Origin of the sequence: Heliophilum fasciatum (assembly GCF_004341395.1) — a bacterium.
Classification (GTDB): domain Bacteria; phylum Bacillota; class Desulfitobacteriia; order Heliobacteriales; family Heliobacteriaceae; genus Heliophilum; species Heliophilum fasciatum.
In genome coordinates this window covers 1-20755 of record NZ_SLXT01000026.1, presented here as the reverse complement: position 1 = coordinate 20755, position 20755 = coordinate 1, and the positions used below count along the sequence as shown (strand labels likewise).

Sequence of the window (20755 nt, the reverse complement as noted above, 5' to 3'; positions counted from 1 at the left end):
CCCTACAGCGTTTCCGCTACATCCGTCATGACTTGAACAAACTCCGCGAGATTCGTAAACTCTCGGCACTGTACATCGTTACCGCTCCAACGGTTTAATTGCTCCTTTACCGAAACAATCTCTTTGATAAAGGAATCTTTCAACGGCGAGATCGTCGGTGCCGGTGTCATATTACGCGATGTCGTCACCACACCGGTCATATTGATTAAGTGGGGATGCTGTGTATTCCGGTGTGCCCCGGCCAGTTTGATAAAGGTATGCAACACACTTTGGATCAAGGCTTTTTGCCGTTTGCTCCGTTCCTCATCATCAATCACATATTCTCGCGTGATATCATGAAAGCCCACTCGGTCCAATTCCAGGTTGAGCACCATGGCATAGACACCCGAATTAGCAGGGCGGTAAAAAATCGTTTGCCCCGTGTTTGAGCCGTCTTCGGAACCGGAGCCGCCGCCGCGGCCCTCCGGATCGAATTTAACATGAAAATACGATTCTGACCGGGTTTGCTCAGGAATACCGACGAGCCAACCAAATTCCACGGTGGACTTACGAGCTACCGATCGCTTGCCTTCTGTGATCAAAATTCCTTCCACATCATCGCCGGCACAATATTTGAGCAGTTCACGCAATGTGCCGATATTATCCTTATTATCAAGCTTCTCAATCAAAGTAAAGAAATCACGATCCACATTGATCCGGTTAGCGTTAACCCGAGCGCAGCCGGAACAAAGCTTTAGCTCTTCTTCTTTAGCAATCTCAATGTAATTCTCGTTTTGAATATGCTTTAACATATCTCCACTAATTGCGTTCGTTACCGCCAGTTCCCCCTTCTGATCGACAATATGGACCATCCGTGTTTGCAGTTGATTCCCTTCCGAGCCTTCATTATTAAGGCTATGCATGTCCAAAGTGACCCGGGCGCAAATCGACAGTGAGGTTATGGAACTCATGGTTTTTTATCCTCCTTCTCCTGGGGTTCATCCCGTTTGGCAGCGCCGAAAGCGGCAAGAAGCATGGCCACTGCTTCCACACCGAATTCGTCAATCAAAGCAATGATGTCAACGATATGGGACTCTGCAATGTTCGGACGGCGCAGCCAATCGTCGTTCGAATCCTTTTTCAGTTCCGCTCGCCGAGCATTTTCATAATTATAGGAACTGATAAAATCACCTAAAAGGAGTATAAATTCCTTCTTTGACTTGGCTTTGCGCTTGAGATCGGCCAACAGGCCGTATCGGACTTCATAGACCTGTTGGCCCTTAGCCCGGCGATACTGCTCAGCGACCGTAGCACGACGAATTGCATCGGCAATCGCTCGAAATCCTTCATTATGGACAATTGTACTGTACCGGGAGTTCAAGGCCGTCACCAACCTTTCCAAATTGTTCTCACTCAGCCTGCGCAACAGTCGATCCGATCGTGCTGCTTGGCGAAACACAAACACGCCATATCCCGTGGCAAAATCCAGCAGATCGTTGAGCCTGCCCGAGGAAAGAAAATCGCGGTATCGGTAGAGAAGATCGGCTTCTTCGGAATGATCTTCATTCAATCGTTCGGTGATCTGTTGATGTTCGTCAAGAATGTCTAACCAGTCATTGACATCTTCCAACGTTTGAATGGGGAACCATCCCGGCAAGCCGATGGTTGCAATATTGGTCAACGCCTTGCCCGTACCTAAGCTTTTGAAATAGCCAACCGCCAGTCCGTCCAGAATTTCTTTGGGCGTTGTATTCAACCAAAGGTCTTCTTCGACTTCTTCTTGCTTTTGCCGAGAGTGTTCCAGTAACCGCTTTGCTAAGCCAAGACTCGCTTGAATATCAATCTGACAGGACGTTCGTTTGAATATTCGTATATTGACTAAGTCGGTCCCCAACTGATGTAGCTTGTAAAAAGGCATATCGGCAGGCAGTAACACAACAAACTTAATATCATCGCCAACAGAATAGGCGTTGGCCACTTTATGAATAGCAATGTAGCGCATGTACTCGCTAAACCAATCCACATAGGTGGAGGGTAAGCCTGCAAGACCCGTTCCTGTTGGCTTCGTCCGATTAACTCCTTTGCCTACGATCGGATTAAATACCTGTACTGCGGAAAGTGTAGGAGCGAAACATTTATCTTTACCTACGGTTTTCTTTTTCTTCTCCTTCTTGCCATCTACAATTTCCACACAATCCACTGATGGGGTCTGCACCGGTGTGAATGAGATCATGGCATACGCTCGCAGCTTCTCGATGATGGCCGCCCGGAACCGTTCAGGCTCTTCTTGCGAAATCCGTTCCAGCAAGGCGTTGTGCGAGCCAAAGGCCTGCAAGACATACATATTCTTCATTAAATCATGCCGGGGGTTCGGTTCATCTGCTTGCAAAGACTGGCGCATCTCATCAGTCAGCAGCTTCTGATTTTTTAACGATTTGATCCGGCTCCAGTAGGAATCGTTGCGTTGTTTTTCTGCTTCATAGTCATAATAGGCGTAATGTTCCGGTATGGCAGAAAATTTCTTTGCGGCAAAATAAGGATAGCCTGGTTGGTGCTGTGTGTCATCAATTTGCCAATCTGCCGGATCGAGCTGGCCGTCCAGTTCGATTTGGTAGTAGGCCCCCAGATCGCGAACACGTTGTACACGCCCCGGCATGAGCAGATCTAAGAAAAAAGCCAATCCCATCGCTTCTAACGCATCGGCATAGGTTCCCGTTGTATGCATTACACGAAAATAGGTTGTTGTCAAAGGTTTCACCTCCCTGATCTGATTTTGCGACTTCTACTTCTGCACAATCACGGTAATGGAAAGTTGACTATACGTTGTGAATCCCAATCGGCAAGACGTAATCGGCGAACGACATAGAGGGAAAACAGAAAGGGATACTCATCGATGCCATTCGGACGTGGGGTAAACAATTGTTTTCTGATTTTTTCCGCATCCTTCTTGTAGCATTGCCATGGAACTTTATCAGCAACGCTGCCGTGGCTGCGAGGCGCAGCAGCATGATCATTCTTATCGCTCGGCAACTGAAATACTTTATCGAGCCATCGCACCAGCGGATCCGGCAACACCGCTATGGACGCATCGGCATCAAGGGACTGCGTAAATGCTCCGTGATGGCGGGCGATGGCTGTGAAAATCACCAGCGCAAAAATCCGCATTCGTTGTTGGGTTGGTTCGTCGCCAACACCTTGATATAAAAGGCTCAGCGTTTGCAATAGCCACCACGCGCCTTGGAGGGAATGGCTTGGACGTTTGCCAGAGCGATACTGCTCTTTGCGCATGTGTTCATTCTGGGGATCAAAGTCGGTATGGGCTAAAAGGTCCTTCACCGGTTGCCCTGACACACTTGCTTGATAACGTTGCGCCCACTTGCTCCAGTCCACACAAGCTTTGCCCATATCATGACCGGCACACGCCACACGCCCGACCCACTCCACATCTTCCGGCAAGCATGACCAGACTTTGGACCAACGCAGTTGAGCCGCTTGATAGTGCATCACTTGGTTTGTGTACTCTTTCACGGTCAGTTGTAGATGATGCAATAACGTTTCGCAACGATAGCTATAGCGTTCTTCCTTGGGTACTTCATGTAGATTTTCTTGGCTTTCAAACGTACCGGACTGCCCAAGTTGTAGGCCTACTTCCGAGCTATAAAAAGCCAATTTCGGTGAAAGGGCGATGATCATATACCGCGCCGCTTCCGCTGAATCTCGTAATTTTTCCCACCTTTGCCCTTTATCAATAAGGGTAAATCCCCAGCAATCTCCCTTTTCCAAATGCTTGTCCAATACAGTCTGTAATGTATTCGGGCGAACAGCAAATAAATCAGGAGCTTTGCGCATATCCAGCGTTTGCGGGTTGCTGTGAATCAGTACATACCGTGATGGTGCATCGCGAACCAACTCGCGGAGGCAGTGATTGCTCGGGCTGTCCATCGCTCTGACTACATCATCAGCCACATTTTTCGATGAGCGACGGGCCATGCGTTTTTGATCCCGTCTGCTGTGGATCCGGTTGACCCAAGCTAACTCTTCCCTATAATCAACCGGCCCCGGACATAGTGTGAGCAGATCATCCCATGTTTGATCCATCATCAGTTGAATGGTTGTATCATTTTTTTCATTGAAGTATGGAGCGTAATCGCGCCGTTTTTCGGTTGATTGTACATTCGACAGTGTTTCAGCCACACTAGGCTTCTCGGGGGTTTTCCATACATCATAAACGTAAATTCTGCCGATTCCGCCATAACGGGCAACCCGTCCGGCTCGTTGAATCAAAGCATTCGCCGGGGCCAGTTCGCTATGAAGTACATCCACAGAAAAGTCAACACCAGCCTCCAATACTTGGGTGGCTACGATAATACCGGTTCCCTCACCGCCTTTACAAAACAGATCAATAATTCGCCGCTCAATATGGGCACGGTGGCGTGGTAGAAATCGCGCATGCAAAAGCCAAAGGGAAATTTCCCTGCCTTCTTCCTGACATATCTGCTTGATTTCTTGATACATTGTCATAGCCCGTTCCACGGTGTTGACCATAACCAGGGTTTTCTCCCACTCTTGATGCTCATTAACAATATTTTTTGCCTGCATTGGTTCATCTCTGCGCTGATAATAGCGCTGCACCGGGAGTCGCTGGCGAATATGCCGGAGTTCCTTATCACCAACCCGTATCGCAGTGGCCTGGCATCGTTTCGCCGCTTCTTCCACCAATGCATCAGACAGTGTCGCGGTCATTATCAAGGCCGGCGCTAGGTTCCGGTAACGCCGTACGGCATCTAGGGTTGTCGCAAAGGCTTTGGTAATGTCCAGTAAATGAACTTCGTCGAAAACTAAGTAGGCTCCGGACATTACACCGGCTAGCACATTGCTTTGTTTAATACCGACTGCATAGGGATGTCCGATATATAGCGATAATAGCTGATCGATCGTGCAGAAAATGATGTCTCCCTGAAAATACGGATCCATCGGGGTATCACCGGTTTGCATCGTGACTTTGAAAGCTCCGGGGAACGCTTCATCTAACGCTTTTTGCGTGCTTTCATACAGCGTTTTGCCCAGTGTTCGTAAAGGAACGGCATAGATCAAGCGATCTGCCCATACCTGCTTATTTAATTTTGCATGCAGAAAAGGCAGTAGGGCTGTCCACGTTTTGCCGGCACCTGTTGGGGCACGTAAAATCACGCGCTCATTGGCAAAGATCTGTTTGGCTACTTCCAGTTGGAAAGGATATGGTTCGCTTGGCACAAGTTTACGGAATGTAAAATCTAAGTCAAGTTTCACGGCATACCTCCTTTAATAAAGTTATAGAATATTGGGTTAAAATTATACTCACTATTATTTGTATTCTATGTCGGTTGTATATCTTTGTCAATGACTTTCTCTAAATTATTTGCCCATTATTTCGCGCTATGTTATGATAAACAGGATTTACTGACCGGAATCACTGGTATACGGGACTGAAAAAATATACTATGTCTTTTTCTCCGTGACCCGTTTTTAGGGGATAGTTTTTTCTTAATAATGCCAAAAAATATGCAATAGTCAATAGATTGTATTAAAAAACCCTTAGAATCCATATATAGGATCCTAAGGGTTTTTTAATATTTTTTTGCACGACTGAAAATCCCCTATCCATCGGGTCATCTACTGCAACACCGGTATCATCGGTACGCATTCCACAAGGTTGCATGGTTTCAATCCCCTATCCATCGGGTCATCTACTGCAACGTGCTCTTGCCTATACTGCGTGGACGGATCGCTGTACGGTTTCAATCCCCTATCCATCGGGTCATCTACTGCAACCTCCACCCATGTATAGGCGGTCATCTCCGGGTTGGGCGTTTCAATCCCCTATCCATCGGGTCATCTACTGCAACAAGGTAAGGAGAACGGGAACTTCGTAGTAAGCAGACGTTTCAATCCCCTATCCATCGGGTCATCTACTGCAACGGACGACGAAAAGCAGCGAGCCGAGGATATTCTTTGTGAAGTTTCAATCCCCTATCCATCGGGTCATCTACTGCAACCCATTGCGCCGGTGCTGATCGGTGCCCGGCTGTACGGTTTCAATCCCCTATCCATCGGGTCATCTACTGCAACAAAACAAGATAACTGGCAGCGGCAGTGCGAAAAAGAAAGTTTCAATCCCCTATCCATCGGGTCATCTACTGCAACGAAGAAAAAGCAGATCCTATCCAAGCCCTGAACGAGTTTCAATCCCCTATCCATCGGGTCATCTACTGCAACACGAAAAACCACGTTGTCCATGATATTGTTATAAGTAGGCCAGGTTTCAATCCCCTATCCATCGGGTCATCTACTGCAACCGCGAAGGTCGAGGTTGTGGACGCGGGGTTGGAGCGTTTCAATCCCCTATCCATCGGGTCATCTACTGCAACGCATCAGGAGACGCTGGATGCCTTAGACGAAGAAGTGTGTTTCAATCCCCTATCCATCGGGTCATCTACTGCAACTCGACGACGGTGCCGTTTCGCTTTTCAGCCAAACCAGTGTTTCAATCCCCTATCCATCGGGTCATCTACTGCAACGAGTTCGACATATTGGGCTTGGCTCAAGGCTTTGTCCGTTTCAATCCCCTATCCATCGGGTCATCTACTGCAACATGATTTTGCAATCTTGCGCTACTATATTAGTTGTTGTTTCAATCCCCTATCCATCGGGTCATCTACTGCAACTTTCTTTAACGGAATCAGCAAGTTTGTCGGTATTGTGTTTCAATCCCCTATCCATCGGGTCATCTACTGCAACGATCCGTCGCAAGGTGAAGACGGTGACGTCGTGTTCGGTTTCAATCCCCTATCCATCGGGTCATCTACTGCAACTTCGATTCTGGATGTATGCCAGAATCCTTGTTTTTTAAGTTTCAATCCCCTATCCATCGGGTCATCTACTGCAACTACTGGCATCAAAAAAGAAGTCAGCATCGGATTCCGCAGTTTCAATCCCCTATCCATCGGGTCATCTACTGCAACTAGCGGCATGATCAAGGGCTTGGGGCCGTCAAAGGCCAGTTTCAATCCCCTATCCATCGGGTCATCTACTGCAACCCGTACTTCTTGTAGTTACTACCATCGATCCCGATGTGTTTCAATCCCCTATCCATCGGGTCATCTACTGCAACTTAAATTAACAGAAGAATTAATTAATGATTTAACGTTTCAATCCCCTATCCATCGGGTCATCTACTGCAACCGGACTTCCCAGACCATTGCTTTGGAATTGGTTTGGGGTTTCAATCCCCTATCCATCGGGTCATCTACTGCAACGGACGGTTGGCAACGGTCAGTAACGGTCTGCAACCGTTGTTTCAATCCCCTATCCATCGGGTCATCTACTGCAACGCCATAGCTGTACGTGGCAGGCGAGATATTAGTTGTTTCAATCCCCTATCCATCGGGTCATCTACTGCAACCAATGGGTACAGAAACAGAGAACATAAGAACACAACATGTTTCAATCCCCTATCCATCGGGTCATCTACTGCAACAAAAATCCATAGCGGACAGACAGTAAATTGGACAAAGTTTCAATCCCCTATCCATCGGGTCATCTACTGCAACTTGACTATTATTTATTCTTGGATATTGTAAAAGGCGGTTTCAATCCCCTATCCATCGGGTCATCTACTGCAACTATAAGGCGATTAAAGAAACGCTTATTTGTTAAGTAGTTTCAATCCCCTATCCATCGGGTCATCTACTGCAACTGTAAAAAATAATGAATATTATCGAATAGTTTATGAGTTTCAATCCCCTATCCATCGGGTCATCTACTGCAACTGGAAGAAATGAATAATGTTATCGATAAGGTATTCAAGTTTCAATCCCCTATCCATCGGGTCATCTACTGCAACGATACACTCCCGCAACTATTCCACGCGGAATCAAACGTTTCAATCCCCTATCCATCGGGTCATCTACTGCAACGTAAAATGGCTGGCTAAAAAATTCGGCATTCTTTCAATGTTTCAATCCCCTATCCATCGGGTCATCTACTGCAACTTGATGGATTAAAGTTTTCATTTAATGTTCTTTCAAAGTTTCAATCCCCTATCCATCGGGTCATCTACTGCAACTGTAGAAATAACAGAATATGTTGTTAATTATGATAAGTTTCAATCCCCTATCCATCGGGTCATCTACTGCAACGGATGAAGAAGTTTGGGTGTAAGTAAGGATAAGTAAGTTTCAATCCCCTATCCATCGGGTCATCTACTGCAACCGGGCAAATCATTGGTGGAATTGTAGAAGAAGATACGTTTCAATCCCCTATCCATCGGGTCATCTACTGCAACGATACATATGCATTACAAATGCTTCATCTGTTTTAATGTTTCAATCCCCTATCCATCGGGTCATCTACTGCAACCGAAAGGGGGATTTGGAAAGTGATTCAAAAATGTGGTTTCAATCCCCTATCCATCGGGTCATCTACTGCAACAGGTCATCAGGGATCACCGGGGAGCCAAAGAAGTGTTGTTTCAATCCCCTATCCATCGGGTCATCTACTGCAACATTAGCTAAAATAGAGAGCCTAAACCAGACCATCTAGTTTCAATCCCCTATCCATCGGGTCATCTACTGCAACCGAATTCAATCCAGTCGGGAAGCGGTACGTCCGGCGTTTCAATCCCCTATCCATCGGGTCATCTACTGCAACGACGCCGGTTTCGTCTAAGAAAGAATTCAATTGTGCAAGTTTCAATCCCCTATCCATCGGGTCATCTACTGCAACTATGTGTCAAAGCAGAATAAGGAGAGTGTTTGCAAGTTTCAATCCCCTATCCATCGGGTCATCTACTGCAACCTCGTTTCTGACCGTCCATTTCAACGGTTGCGCCTAAAGTTTCAATCCCCTATCCATCGGGTCATCTACTGCAACCATTGATGCGTTTGATTTTATCAACCATGGATTCTTCGTTTCAATCCCCTATCCATCGGGTCATCTACTGCAACCGCAACCGAAGCCAAACAAAAAACTTAGTAAAATCAAGGCTTTTCAACCCTGTACCTCTCCTTAAAAAACCTCCTTTTTTCGCAACACCCCAAACCGTTTCAAAACCGCCATCTCTTGCGAAAATACCAAGTTCATCCAAGCCCAATACCGTGGTCACTCTTCGTAGCTTCACAAAAACCTACTATTAAATCAACCTTATTTTACCCAACTCACATTAAAACATCAAGCAATGATTGGTATGCTACAATGAAGATAAGCGATACTGTAAGAGAGATGCCTGCTTGAAAGCGATAAGCAACCGCTCGATCGCTCTCGCGCAGCTTGGGCCGTCACGGAAGCACTGGATATGGAAAAAACGGACGATGCCATGTACCTCATCGGCACAATGATGGCCGCCAATTACAGCAACCCGTTTTTCGAGGCTAAGGGATCAGCAAAAAAGAATTAGCGTGCATCGCTACTCGGGTACCCAGATATTCCATGCCGGGGTATAGGGATCCGCAAAAATTGCAGGACTAAAGCCTGCCGCATCAAATAAGATGGGACAGTCGCTGCGGTGTTGAGCGTTTGATTTTACGGACGAGTCCATGTTCGGTATGTACAATCAATATCTCCATGGGCTCCATGACTTCACGAATCGTTTTAAACGTCGAGCGACTTTCCGGTTTGCCGGCTCGATTCAACACCGTCTGTTGACCGATTTACGTCACGAATCCGGAATTGCTTTACGCAGCGGCATAGATTATTTTTCACCACAGACAAAGCTTTTGAATCTTTCACAATAAACAGACGGATACATGCCACCGTTTAATTCAGTTAAGTACACTTTGATCAGCAGGGCTAGGTCATCATAATTATGGGGATCAACATCGCAGTTGTAATAAAAGTCATTCAGATATTGCTCAAATTTATCTTTGAGTTCCGGCTCGCTCCACCATCGTTTGATAACTTCCTGGAAGGATTTTTCCACGATCGGGCCATCAAAATCATCGTAACTGTTCAGCCTGGTGGCCAGTCCGGTAAAGAGAGGATTACAGAGCAGGCCCAGCCGAAAACAACCAGAACCATCAATGATCACCGAACAATCGTGAATCTTACGCATATGGTCTAACCAATGAATAAGTGCTTGAAGGGAACCGCCGAACTCTTGTCGCAGATTGCGCAAAAACGTATCCCCTTCACGGGTGCCCGCCACTTTATTGGCATATTCGATGAGTAAATTCTTGATGATATTTTTATTCTTCATTTTTATCGGTTCCCTGTAGGGTTCCAGGAAGTTGAGAAAATCAATAAAGAGTTCACTGAGCATAAAGGGTCGGATAGGAATCAGATTCTTTTCCTTGGGCTTTTCCCCCTTCTTTTCCACGTCTAACATCGTTTCTTTGATAATCTCAATTGGTTTGATCACTTCAACCGGTTTTTCAACAATGACTTCTTTGATCACTTCCACTGGCTTTTCAACGATGACTTCTACGGGCTTCTCGATAAAGATCTCGACAACTTTTTGATTTCTCGGCGGCGAGATAAGCATAAGCTTATCGAAGGCTGCTTGATCGTTAATCTCTGCTACTATCCTGCGCATCGTATCCATGGAACGGTCAACGTCACGATCATCGAGTTCTTCGTCGCCGAGATGGGCGCTGTCAAAGGTTCGGATGTCGATCAATTCCCGGCAATAGGTGCGAAAGCGTATCGGTACGATCTTGGAAAAAACATCGTTCCATTGAATCGTAACAATGATGGTGGCCGAAAGATGGATGTCCATCTTACTCAGCAGCGTCCGATCATCGCCTTTGACCGGGAGTCCACGGCGCTGATGCTCCCGCAGCTTGGCATACACGCCTTCGTCCCACCATTTTTCGCCAAAATGATTTTTAAGATGCCGATACACGTAGTGGGCTAACGCCGGTGTGACTACACGTAAGGCTTTGAAGATTACTTGTGCATTCTCGCTCTCCATCGCTACCTCCCGAAGCATCAATATCAATCTTTCTAAATCAACATCAATGAAACCAAAATATGGTCTCCGTCTATTATCATCTCATTCGTTGCGCGATGCAATGGATCAGGGATGATTACCGTACTAGCAAGAGAATTTTGCGGCCATTGAGCGCGCGTTTTAAACTGCACCGCAGCCCCCTTTGTGCACCGCCTTTTGTGAATGTAACTTAAACATGACGGTTTGCCGGCTTCGTCTCAAACGGTGGTGAACACGATGTCGGTACTTGGGGATGATGAACATGAACAAATGAAGCCACAAAAGAGTCGGTCAAAAGCATCCGCCTTGAAAGAAGCTTCTTCTCATGATAAAAACGAGCGTCCCAGCGATCGAGAAAAACCCCTTCCTCGTCGCCGGGGACGCCCGCCCAAACCACGAACCGGAAGCTAGCGACATCCCCATCCCACATGGAATTCAGGGCCGCAAACTCTCACCCTTGCGACTCTGTTTTTGTGCGCCTTTTTTCAGGTTCGTTCTTCATTTTTTCTCTCTTCACGTCTCTTCTCCTGCTCGTTCCTTTTATTATTCGGCTTTACGATCATTTTTGGAGTTGCATATTTTCAAGCCAATCCTCACCCGGCAATCAAGCCGGGTGCAACAAAGTGAGGGATACCTTTGCGTCGAGAATTACGTGTTTCAATCCTCACCCAGCAATCAAGCTGGGTGCAACAATCACGGCGAAAACCGGACTGGAGAACCAGACAGTGTTTCAATCCTCACCCAGCAATCAAGCTGGGTGCAACGCCAAAATGCACAACGTTATCATTCTGCGTGGAATGTTTCAATCCTCACCCAGCAATCAAGCTGGGTGCAACGCCATGCCCTCGACGTTTTCGTTGCCGCCGTAGCTGTTTCAATCCTCACCCAGCAATCAAGCCGGGTGCAACCGCAGTCGTGGAATCCATCTTGATCTCGCTTCGGGTATTTCAATCCTCACCCGGCAATCAAGCCGGGTGCAACATTAAAATCGGCCATACGCTCATCGATGTGCTGAAGTTTCAATCCTCACCCGGCAATCAAGCCGGGTGCAACCAACCACAACCAAATCGGAAGATTCTTCATCGCTAGTTTCAATCCTCACCCAGCAATCAAGCTGGGTGCAACGGCAAGTATGCAAAGATGCGCGTAAACCGTACTGTGTTTCAATCCTCACCCAGCAATCAAGCTGGGTGCAACTAAAAAAATTTACGGTAATAAGCTATACTAGCCCCATGTTTCAATCCTCACCCAGCAATCAAGCTGGGTGCAACGGGAATCGGCCACCACTCGGTAGTTGCTTCAACTTGTTTCAATCCTCACCCAGCAATCAAGCTGGGTGCAACCGAGGGCGTCGAGTGGAGTGTTATTAACTCGGACGTGTTTCAATCCTCACCCAGCAATCAAGCTGGGTGCAACTTTGATGCGGTTCTTGTTCAATTCCCGGTGCTCCGGTTTCAATCCTCACCCAGCAATCAAGCTGGGTGCAACGCCGATAGCGACTCCCGTATCGTGGCGGCAACTGGTTTCAATCCTCACCCAGCAATCAAGCTGGGTGCAACGAGATCTTCCTGTGGGATTGCCTTCGCTTGGAATTGTTTCAATCCTCACCCAGCAATCAAGCTGGGTGCAACGCGACCCAACAAAGCCCCTCGTCATCATCGAGGGTGTTTCAATCCTCACCCAGCAATCAAGCTGGGTGCAACCCGTTTGGCGCCGATGACGTCAATATCGCCAGTGTGTTTCAATCCTCACCCAGCAATCAAGCTGGGTGCAACGGCCAGGGTAGCGATTCCGGGTAGTAATTTTATCGTTTCAATCCTCACCCAGCAATCAAGCTGGGTGCAACGGCACGTATAGTCCGTTGAGCACGTCGTCGGCGTAGTTTCAATCCTCACCCAGCAATCAAGCTGGGTGCAACATGATTTCGTCTGCACCCGGTTTGGGCGCATAGCTGTTTCAATCCTCACCCAGCAATCAAGCTGGGTGCAACCCGGGAGGTGGAAGGATGATGAACGAAATCGGTTTCAATCCTCACCCAGCAATCAAGCTGGGTGCAACCATCAGCGGGGCAAAGTCCGTGGCCGTCTTTGGGGTTTCAATCCTCACCCAGCAATCAAGCTGGGTGCAACAAGCAGCAGCGGATCATCTACCGCCCCCGCTGGGAAGTTTCAATCCTCACCCAGCAATCAAGCTGGGTGCAACGACAGGGTGGTCCAGTGGGCGGCTTACTGCGTATTGTTTCAATCCTCACCCAGCAATCAAGCTGGGTGCAACGCGACATCACCGACTGGTACATCAAGATGCGTGATGTTTCAATCCTCACCCAGCAATCAAGCTGGGTGCAACCCAGTCGCTACGGCGATGCTGTCATCAAGGCGGTAGGCGTTTCAATCCTCACCCAGCAATCAAGCTGGGTGCAACCATTTGGCACTTAAACCATTGTTTGATTCTCTTGGGTTTCAATCCTCACCCAGCAATCAAGCTGGGTGCAACGGTTGAATACAAGCACAGAAAAGTCAATCGATACGGTTTCAATCCTCACCCAGCAATCAAGCTGGGTGCAACGATGACTCAGGCTAAACATAAAATCCCCTTAAATTGTTTCAATCCTCACCCAGCAATCAAGCTGGGTGCAACCAATCACTTCTGCACCGTCAACCGTCCCCACGTCAAGTTTCAATCCTCACCCAGCAATCAAGCTGGGTGCAACAGTGCTTGCCATATGTATGATAACATGAGTTATGAAGTTTCAATCCTCACCCAGCAATCAAGCTGGGTGCAACATCGGCCATTTGAAAACCTTCATTAGTGATAACAGTTTCAATCCTCACCCAGCAATCAAGCTGGGTGCAACTTAACGCTTGGCACAGGTACGCCTGATTCGTCTATCGTTTCAATCCTCACCCAGCAATCAAGCTGGGTGCAACCACGGGGTGGAAAAAGAGCAATTACGGGACAACGGTTTCAATCCTCACCCAGCAATCAAGCTGGGTGCAACACGAATCAGGCTGTAAGGGGCTGCTGCTTTGGGGGTGTTTCAATCCTCACCCAGCAATCAAGCTGGGTGCAACAGTATGTAGATGGAAATATTCATTCAGGGGGTGAGTTTCAATCCTCACCCAGCAATCAAGCTGGGTGCAACTATACCCTGACGAAGTAGGACAGATTTCGACCAGTGTTTCAATCCTCACCCAGCAATCAAGCTGGGTGCAACCCTATCCTGGGCAGGGTGGGGGGTATCCGTTTGCCGTTTCAATCCTCACCCAGCAATCAAGCTGGGTGCAACACAAACCATCACGGAGGTGGCAAACTAACATGATGTTTCAATCCTCACCCAGCAATCAAGCTGGGTGCAACCCTGAGTATGGATGGTTAGGTTTCAATTCCGCGTGCGGTTTCAATCCTCACCCAGCAATCAAGCTGGGTGCAACGGGACGTAAAATGAAGGGGTAGGGTGATTACCTTGGTTTCAATCCTCACCCAGCAATCAAGCTGGGTGCAACCCTGCCCGGAAAGGGTGGGGGGTATTGCTTTGTCGGTTTCAATCCTCACCCAGCAATCAAGCTGGGTGCAACACCAGCAGCCAGCGGGCCCCGTCTACCAGGTGCAGTTTCAATCCTCACCCAGCAATCAAGCTGGGTGCAACGGTCCCGGCTGCGGGGTTAATGGAGGAATTCATGTGTTTCAATCCTCACCCAGCAATCAAGCTGGGTGCAACGCAGCCCGATCACTTTTTCGACTACTTGGGCGTCGTTTCAATCCTCACCCAGCAATCAAGCTGGGTGCAACAGGACAGGGTGGTCCAATGGGCCGCTTACCGTGTATTGTTTCAATCCTCACCCAGCAATCAAGCTGGGTGCAACGCAGCCCCCAGCGGAAGCGGTGACGCAACCAGCGGAGTTTCAATCCTCACCCAGCAATCAAGCTGGGTGCAACGGTCTACCGTCTTTTTAAGTTCCACGATCGTGTAGTTTCAATCCTCACCCAGCAATCAAGCTGGGTGCAACCCACCCCCTCCCGTACCAAATGGGTCCACTACGAGTTTCAATCCTCACCCAGCAATCAAGCTGGGTGCAACTTTCCTGGCTTGGAGATAGGATTGGTATAGGTTTTCGTTTCAATCCTCACCCAGCAATCAAGCTGGGTGCAACTTGATCGCCGCCCGGCGTTCATCAGCGCTGCTTTGTTTCAATCCTCACCCAGCAATCAAGCTGGGTGCAACCCTCAACGAGGCCGATCAATTCGCAAAACACAACCTGTTTCAATCCTCACCCAGCAATCAAGCTGGGTGCAACAATTGTCGGGGTATCATAATACGGTAATTATTAAAGTTTCAATCCTCACCCAGCAATCAAGCTGGGTGCAACACCGAGGCTGGATCCCCTGATCTAACAGTGCCCCAGAAGTTAATTTCGCGAACCACTTGTTGAACCGTACAATTCAATCTTTTTTGCTTCGCTATTTTTTCTACAATGCTTGTCCCATCAATCTTTTTTCACATTCGCGAACCCCCCCATAATTTCCCTAGCGATATAGGTTCGCGCACCAATCAAAAAACAAGTGGCTCCTCAAAATTAACATACAAATCAATGCCATAAACCCTTACACTGGTTTCCTTTGGCTCTCTTAATCGATAGATGCGTAAGCTGTCTTCCTTTTTATCAATATGTGCCAACAATCTATGCACAAATCGCTCATATTGAACTTCACTTACTGTACACTCAAATACTGATTTTTGCACACGCTGACCAAAATCCTTACATGCCTGAGCCACTTTACGCAACCGTTTTCGCCCTTCCGGTGTATCTGTTGATACATCATAGGTGACTAAGATTTGTATACTATCACCCCATCATGAAATTACTATTTGTATAGGTAGGGAATGTAGCTATCTGCATCACCGCGCATATATCGGGCCAGCAGTCTTGCTTGAACAAAGGGGATTAGTCCAAAGGCTACTTTTCGATTTAAAACCGGATGTAATAATTCATCTTGCTTTCGTTTTTGATAAGCGATTACCACCTCCTTCTTCCCTTTTTCATTCAGATAGATAGCACCACCTGGTCGAGATTCAAAATCATTCGGGCCGATTTGTTGACGGTTTATTAAGGTGAGTGCCAATCGATCAGCAAATATAGAGCGTAATTCCTCCATAATATCGAGGGCCAGTGATTGCCGCCCCGGACGTAGTGTATGCAAGAATCCTACTTGGGGATCAAGGCCAACACTTTCGATTGCCCCTTTGCAGTCATGCATGAGCAACGTATATAAAAATGATAGTACTGCATTGATCGGATCAAGCGGTGGCCGGCGATTCCTTCCGTTCATCTGAAATGAATCCCGCTGGACACGAATCATTGCGGAGAATGCTTGAAAGTAGTTTTTACTGGATTCACCCTCAATTCCCCGGATCTGGTTTATGTCATCGGCCATTTGAAGGTGTTTTAAAGCGATTGCCAGTGCGTTGGCCGCTTTACGAAGCACCGTTTCATCATCTTCATGACTCGTTTCGCGGGCAGCCCGCATGAGCAAACTACGCATATTTTGAATCTTACCTGCGATCATTGCACGCACTAACTCGACTTGTTTCTCTTTCTGCCCAAGCATTTGATACTGTGCCTGGCGTAACAACACATTACCGGAAACAGGTCCTTCTACTCTGGCCTTGAAGGCACCATTGGTTTCTAAGAAAGTAATACTACGCCCTTCATCTGCACATTTCATCATCAAAGGAGGGCTGACAATGATATTGCCAATACAAACAATGCCACTTAAGTGGTGAAGCGGTATTAGTTGCTTGTTGCCATTTTCCGCTTCCATGCATACCGTCTCATGATCCAGTCGTAAGCGAGTTCCATGCGTCATGACATACAACGTGTTTAGCAGAACACTCATTTCATCCCTCCATGCTGATGGAAGTTCATTGATTAACAGTAAACAACTCTTTAGTTAGCCGTTTAAGTGTCGAACGATTTCCAACTAATTCTGGGACACAGGATTCACTCAAAGAACATTCGTTACATCGTGTATCGGCAACGGCTGGCGGAAGTTGACCGTCCTTGAATAATTCACGGATATGCAGGGTAATTTCCTCAACTTTTTGGCGCAGTATCGGTGAGAATAGCACTTCTCTTCGCTTACGTGATGAAAAATAAAAAACAGCACCCTTGGGAACAGCACAATCCAACATCTCTTCTAAGCACATCGCCTGAGCACATAGCTGTAACTCATCATGGATTTGATGCTTTTTTCGGCCATGCTTGTATTCCACGGGATAAGGGATATCTCCATGAAACTCTACAAGATCGCCTTTTCCAATCAACCCCAGACGCCCCGACCAAAGCGGCAACGCTGTTTCATAGCGTATTCCTTCGGTAATCACCGAATCCGGTTGATCCACCTTTTCATGAACAAATCTTCCCTGAATCGTGTGAATATTTTCAGTAAATGTTTGTTCCAGATGAATCAATGCACACTGGCGCGGGCAATAGCTGTAATGCTGAATTGCGGAAATCATCACAAGGTCTTTATCGTCCCATTCTTCCATTCCCGCCATGTTTATCCGACCAATCGTGTCAGGGTAATTCCTTCGGGCAGGTTATCTTCGTTAACCGTAACCTCGTATTGTTGGAAGTCACGCGGAGCCTCTACATCATCTAACAAATTCACGCTAATACGCTCGAACAACTGATGGGCCGGCGCACAGCCGAATTTTTTATCATGGGTGAAGATATACAGACCCCGGCAAGCAATCATGCCCCGGCTTGCCGAGCGATCGATTTCCCACATATTCATCATTGCTTCCCAGAAGATACGCAAGTCTTCTTGCGAAAAACCGGTTTGTTCCGCCAGCGTCGGATTGAAAAACCCAAATCCTTGATATAAACCATAGGGGACAAAACTCTTGCGTCCCATTTCATTCGTTTTCTTTTTGTTATTGTCGTTATCATCATCGTCAACTTCAAAATTAACCATATCTTCCGGGCGCGTGACGGCCATCCGCGTGATGGAAACATCTTGGGGAATAATGCGATCAATCGATCGGGCAAAGGTCAACTGTACTGGACCGCGAACTTGTCCGCAGTTGACACCGGTCGTCATGACCGCGCCAAAGGTGCGAACATCATAAAAGTTGTTACAAATCCATTTCCTGGCTTCCTCTACATCTCCTGCATTTTGTTTGCTTCCGGTCGATTTTTTATTAATCGCTTCATAGGCACGGGCATGAATAGAGTTCAATGCTTCCTTGTTCTGTACATAAATTTTCATATTGCTTCTGTCTGTACCATACACTACATCTACCCAATTTCTTACTTTGCGCTTCATGCATACATCGCTGACAAGTCCTTGCATGGTTTCAGGATCAATCCGTGGCAAGTTACCTGCATCAGGATCACCATTGGGATTGCCATCTTTCACATCAAAAAGCAACACAAAATCATGGCGTTTTTCGGGATTCAAATAGGCCGGAATCGTCGTCATTATTCTTTCCCTCCATTATTTTTTTCGTTTTTTGCATTCTTGGCTTCGATATGTTTGTGCATGGAAGCACGATCTTCCGCTCGCTGATGATAATAACCTAAGGAAAAAAGACCTTGCTCATCCAACGTTAATACTTTCGGGAATTTTTCTAACCCTACAAGTACAGTTTCCATCTTCTCTTGCAACGCTTTGTAAGCTGCCTTTTTCTTTTCTATCTTGCGCATCTTACCGAGGTGATTTTGTGCTCCCCGCAGCAACATCGGAAATACCGTAGAAGGTGACGACGAAGCTGCCCCAAAATAACGATCAATAACGGTTGCGCGCGCACTTACGGCTTGTTCTTGAATCGATTCGAGAAGCGCCAGCAATCTGCCGCAACGATAGGCCGTATCTCGACTGTTTGGATCCAAACTGGCCATAATACCCTCCCTTTCTTTTCTTCCTGGCTGTGATAATAGTACAGCTTTAATCAACGCTGTTCGTGCCCGTAGCGTAAACAGTGAATCAAGTCCATCATGAGCACGATTGCGTTTCACCGCTTGATAGAGTAACCATGTTGGCAAGGGACCGCCGCTCATGGCAACCCGAAGCATGGACTGAGGAACTTGAGCAACCATGCTTTTTTGTGCATCTTTTTTATCCCGGTACAGCGAGCTTGCCAGGGTATATAATCCCATCGGCTCACCCGGTTGCCCATCTGTCCCCACCAAATCTTGCAATTCAAACCATCGGGCGAGGTTTTGGGAAACCTCTTGCACAGGGCATTCAATCCAGTTGCGCAACACAACCCGCGCCCCGCTTGCTGATAAAGCGGCTGCATAAAAAGCATTTTTATCTTGGACGTCAAACTTGCTCCCTTTTTTAGCCGAAAGCAGAAGTGCTTTGACTTCTTTGGGATCTGGTTGTGTTAAGCAATGAACAAAAGAGAATTCCACTGGTTCTTTTGTCCAAAAAATATAACGCAGAGGTCCAACTGCTAGGCTGTTCTCATCAGACTGAATTAATTGAATAGCTGCTTTACCATACTTTTCAACACAAGTAGCGCACATCGGCGCAATCAGTGACGCTTCCAATCCGTATGATTCAAAGGCATTATTGTTTGCTGATATCAATGCATTTCCGGACGTTTGTCCCCCTGGAATGCGTGGCAACTTATATGGGTGCCTTGGTACGGGACTGCAGCGGCAACCACATACCATACATTCGACAAGTTCATTGCTTCTTTCGTTTTTTGGTTTTGCTTCCGCTTTGTTGTTGCGACTGCTTTTTGGCTTCGCTTCATCTTCTTCAAGCATGCGTTGCCAATACTTATCGGCCCAATAGGCCCGTACGGCTTCAAGATCGGTAACGATATCCCCATTGACTCGAAAGGCTACAATGTCACTTTCCGTCATGCCAGTTGGTTGAAAGGAACTGTCACCCCATTGGAAACGTTCTAAAAACAACAGCACTGCCTGAACTTGCTTTGCTTCGGTAACCTTGGCGCAATCCCGTACCAACTCGACAAATGAACGGTGTCGTTGCTCTGTTTTGGGGTCCGGTTTTGCTTTGGGCATACCCAAAACATACTCAGCTTTATCGGCAAGAAGATTGGGAACAATGCCTACGGTTCGGTTGCCGACGCTTGGTTGTACGATCATTTTTCCTTTTTTCTTTTTTTCTTCGGTAACCAATGGAATCGGTTCGGGGGACAGCAAATTTCCTTCCATATCAAGATCAAGCCACCAATGTAAGATCCCTTCCCGATACCCTGTCGGTGGGATTCCTGCTGTCTCCGCATACTCTGTCAATCGTTGAATGAGCAATTAGCGATCTCTCCTCTCATAAAGCGACTGTGGTATCTTCATGATCCCATCTTCAATCAAAGCATGAAAGAAAATAGGCTGTCCCCGTCCGGATGAATCTTGATCATAACGCACGTCAAATAACATGCGTCCTAAATCGTCGCTCCACGGAATGGGCGATTCCGCCTCATCGACCGGCGAGAAATGCGCTGAAAACTCGCGACATCCCAAATAGGGAGTGTGGTGATATTGCCCTTTTTGCACACGCCTCCGGAAAATATCCCGATATTTAGCTACATCAGCATCGGCATGGGGCCGGAGAACGACGTCGGCTTTGATAACATAAGCCACATCACGCAGGGCTAACGTATGTCGTTGTGCCCGGTCTTCTTCAGCGCAGTAACCACCACCGTTTTTGGCCCATCCTTTGACACTGCTGACGGAGAGTTTGTTATTAGAGTCCGTCCAGGAACCCAATGGAACCAAGTATGGTATCCGTTGAAACCGTGTTTTTTCCAAATTAATCAAGAAAATAGCCGCAAACCGT

10 protein-coding genes and 2 CRISPR repeat arrays are annotated in these 20755 nt (G+C 47.2%); all 10 genes read right to left on the bottom strand.

The genetic code is table 11. The annotated features are described in order from the left end of the window. Positions 1 to 2 precede the first annotated feature (2 nt). Positions 3 to 950 carry a DevR family CRISPR-associated autoregulator gene (locus EDD73_RS11975; RefSeq protein ID WP_131920258.1) on the bottom strand — a complete coding sequence of 316 codons (948 nt, stop codon included), beginning with the start codon at positions 948 to 950 and terminating at the stop codon, positions 3 to 5. Beyond that, positions 947 to 2728, bottom strand: coding sequence for a hypothetical protein (locus EDD73_RS11970; protein ID WP_131920255.1), 1782 nt, complete (start codon positions 2726 to 2728; stop codon positions 947 to 949). The genes EDD73_RS11975 and EDD73_RS11970 overlap by 4 nt, the downstream gene beginning before the upstream one ends. Positions 2729 to 2775: 47 nt before the next feature. Beyond that, positions 2776 to 5268: a CRISPR-associated helicase Cas3' gene (gene cas3, locus EDD73_RS11965; RefSeq protein ID WP_131920253.1), complete on the bottom strand. Its 2493-nt coding sequence runs from the start codon at positions 5266 to 5268 to the stop codon at positions 2776 to 2778. A 336-nt stretch (positions 5269 to 5604) separates the two neighbouring features. Next, positions 5605 to 8963: a CRISPR direct-repeat array (repeat unit 37 nt; unit sequence GTTTCAATCCCCTATCCATCGGGTCATCTACTGCAAC). 743 nt (positions 8964 to 9706) lie between these two features. Further along, positions 9707 to 10924 (bottom strand): Swt1 family HEPN domain-containing protein, encoded by a 1218-nt coding sequence (locus tag EDD73_RS11960; protein WP_131920251.1) that lies wholly within the window; start codon positions 10922 to 10924, stop codon positions 9707 to 9709. Between the two features lie 601 nt (positions 10925 to 11525). Further along, positions 11526 to 15309: a CRISPR direct-repeat array (repeat unit 37 nt; unit sequence GTTTCAATCCTCACCCAGCAATCAAGCTGGGTGCAAC). Positions 15310 to 15491: 182 nt separating this feature from the next. Then, positions 15492 to 15776, bottom strand: a complete 285-nt coding sequence (cas2, locus tag EDD73_RS11955; protein WP_341468155.1) for a CRISPR-associated endonuclease Cas2 — start codon at positions 15774 to 15776, stop codon at positions 15492 to 15494. A gap of 29 nt (positions 15777 to 15805) precedes the next feature. Next, positions 15806 to 16837: a type I-C CRISPR-associated endonuclease Cas1c gene (gene cas1c, locus EDD73_RS11950; protein ID WP_131920246.1), complete on the bottom strand. Its 1032-nt coding sequence runs from the start codon at positions 16835 to 16837 to the stop codon at positions 15806 to 15808. A 25-nt stretch (positions 16838 to 16862) separates the two neighbouring features. Further along, positions 16863 to 17498, bottom strand: a complete 636-nt coding sequence (gene cas4, locus EDD73_RS11945; protein ID WP_131920244.1) for a CRISPR-associated protein Cas4 — start codon at positions 17496 to 17498, stop codon at positions 16863 to 16865. Positions 17499 to 17500: 2 nt separating this feature from the next. After that, positions 17501 to 18424, bottom strand: coding sequence for a type I-C CRISPR-associated protein Cas7/Csd2 (cas7c, locus tag EDD73_RS11940; RefSeq protein WP_165876492.1), 924 nt, complete (start codon positions 18422 to 18424; stop codon positions 17501 to 17503). After that, positions 18424 to 20229, bottom strand: a complete 1806-nt coding sequence (gene cas8c / locus EDD73_RS11935; protein ID WP_131920242.1) for a type I-C CRISPR-associated protein Cas8c/Csd1 — start codon at positions 20227 to 20229, stop codon at positions 18424 to 18426. Before cas8c ends, cas7c begins: the two co-directional genes overlap by 1 nt. Next, positions 20230 to 20755, bottom strand: a 526-nt coding sequence (locus tag EDD73_RS11930) for a type I-E CRISPR-associated protein Cas5/CasD (RefSeq protein ID WP_131920240.1), incomplete at its 5' end; no start/stop codon positions are given.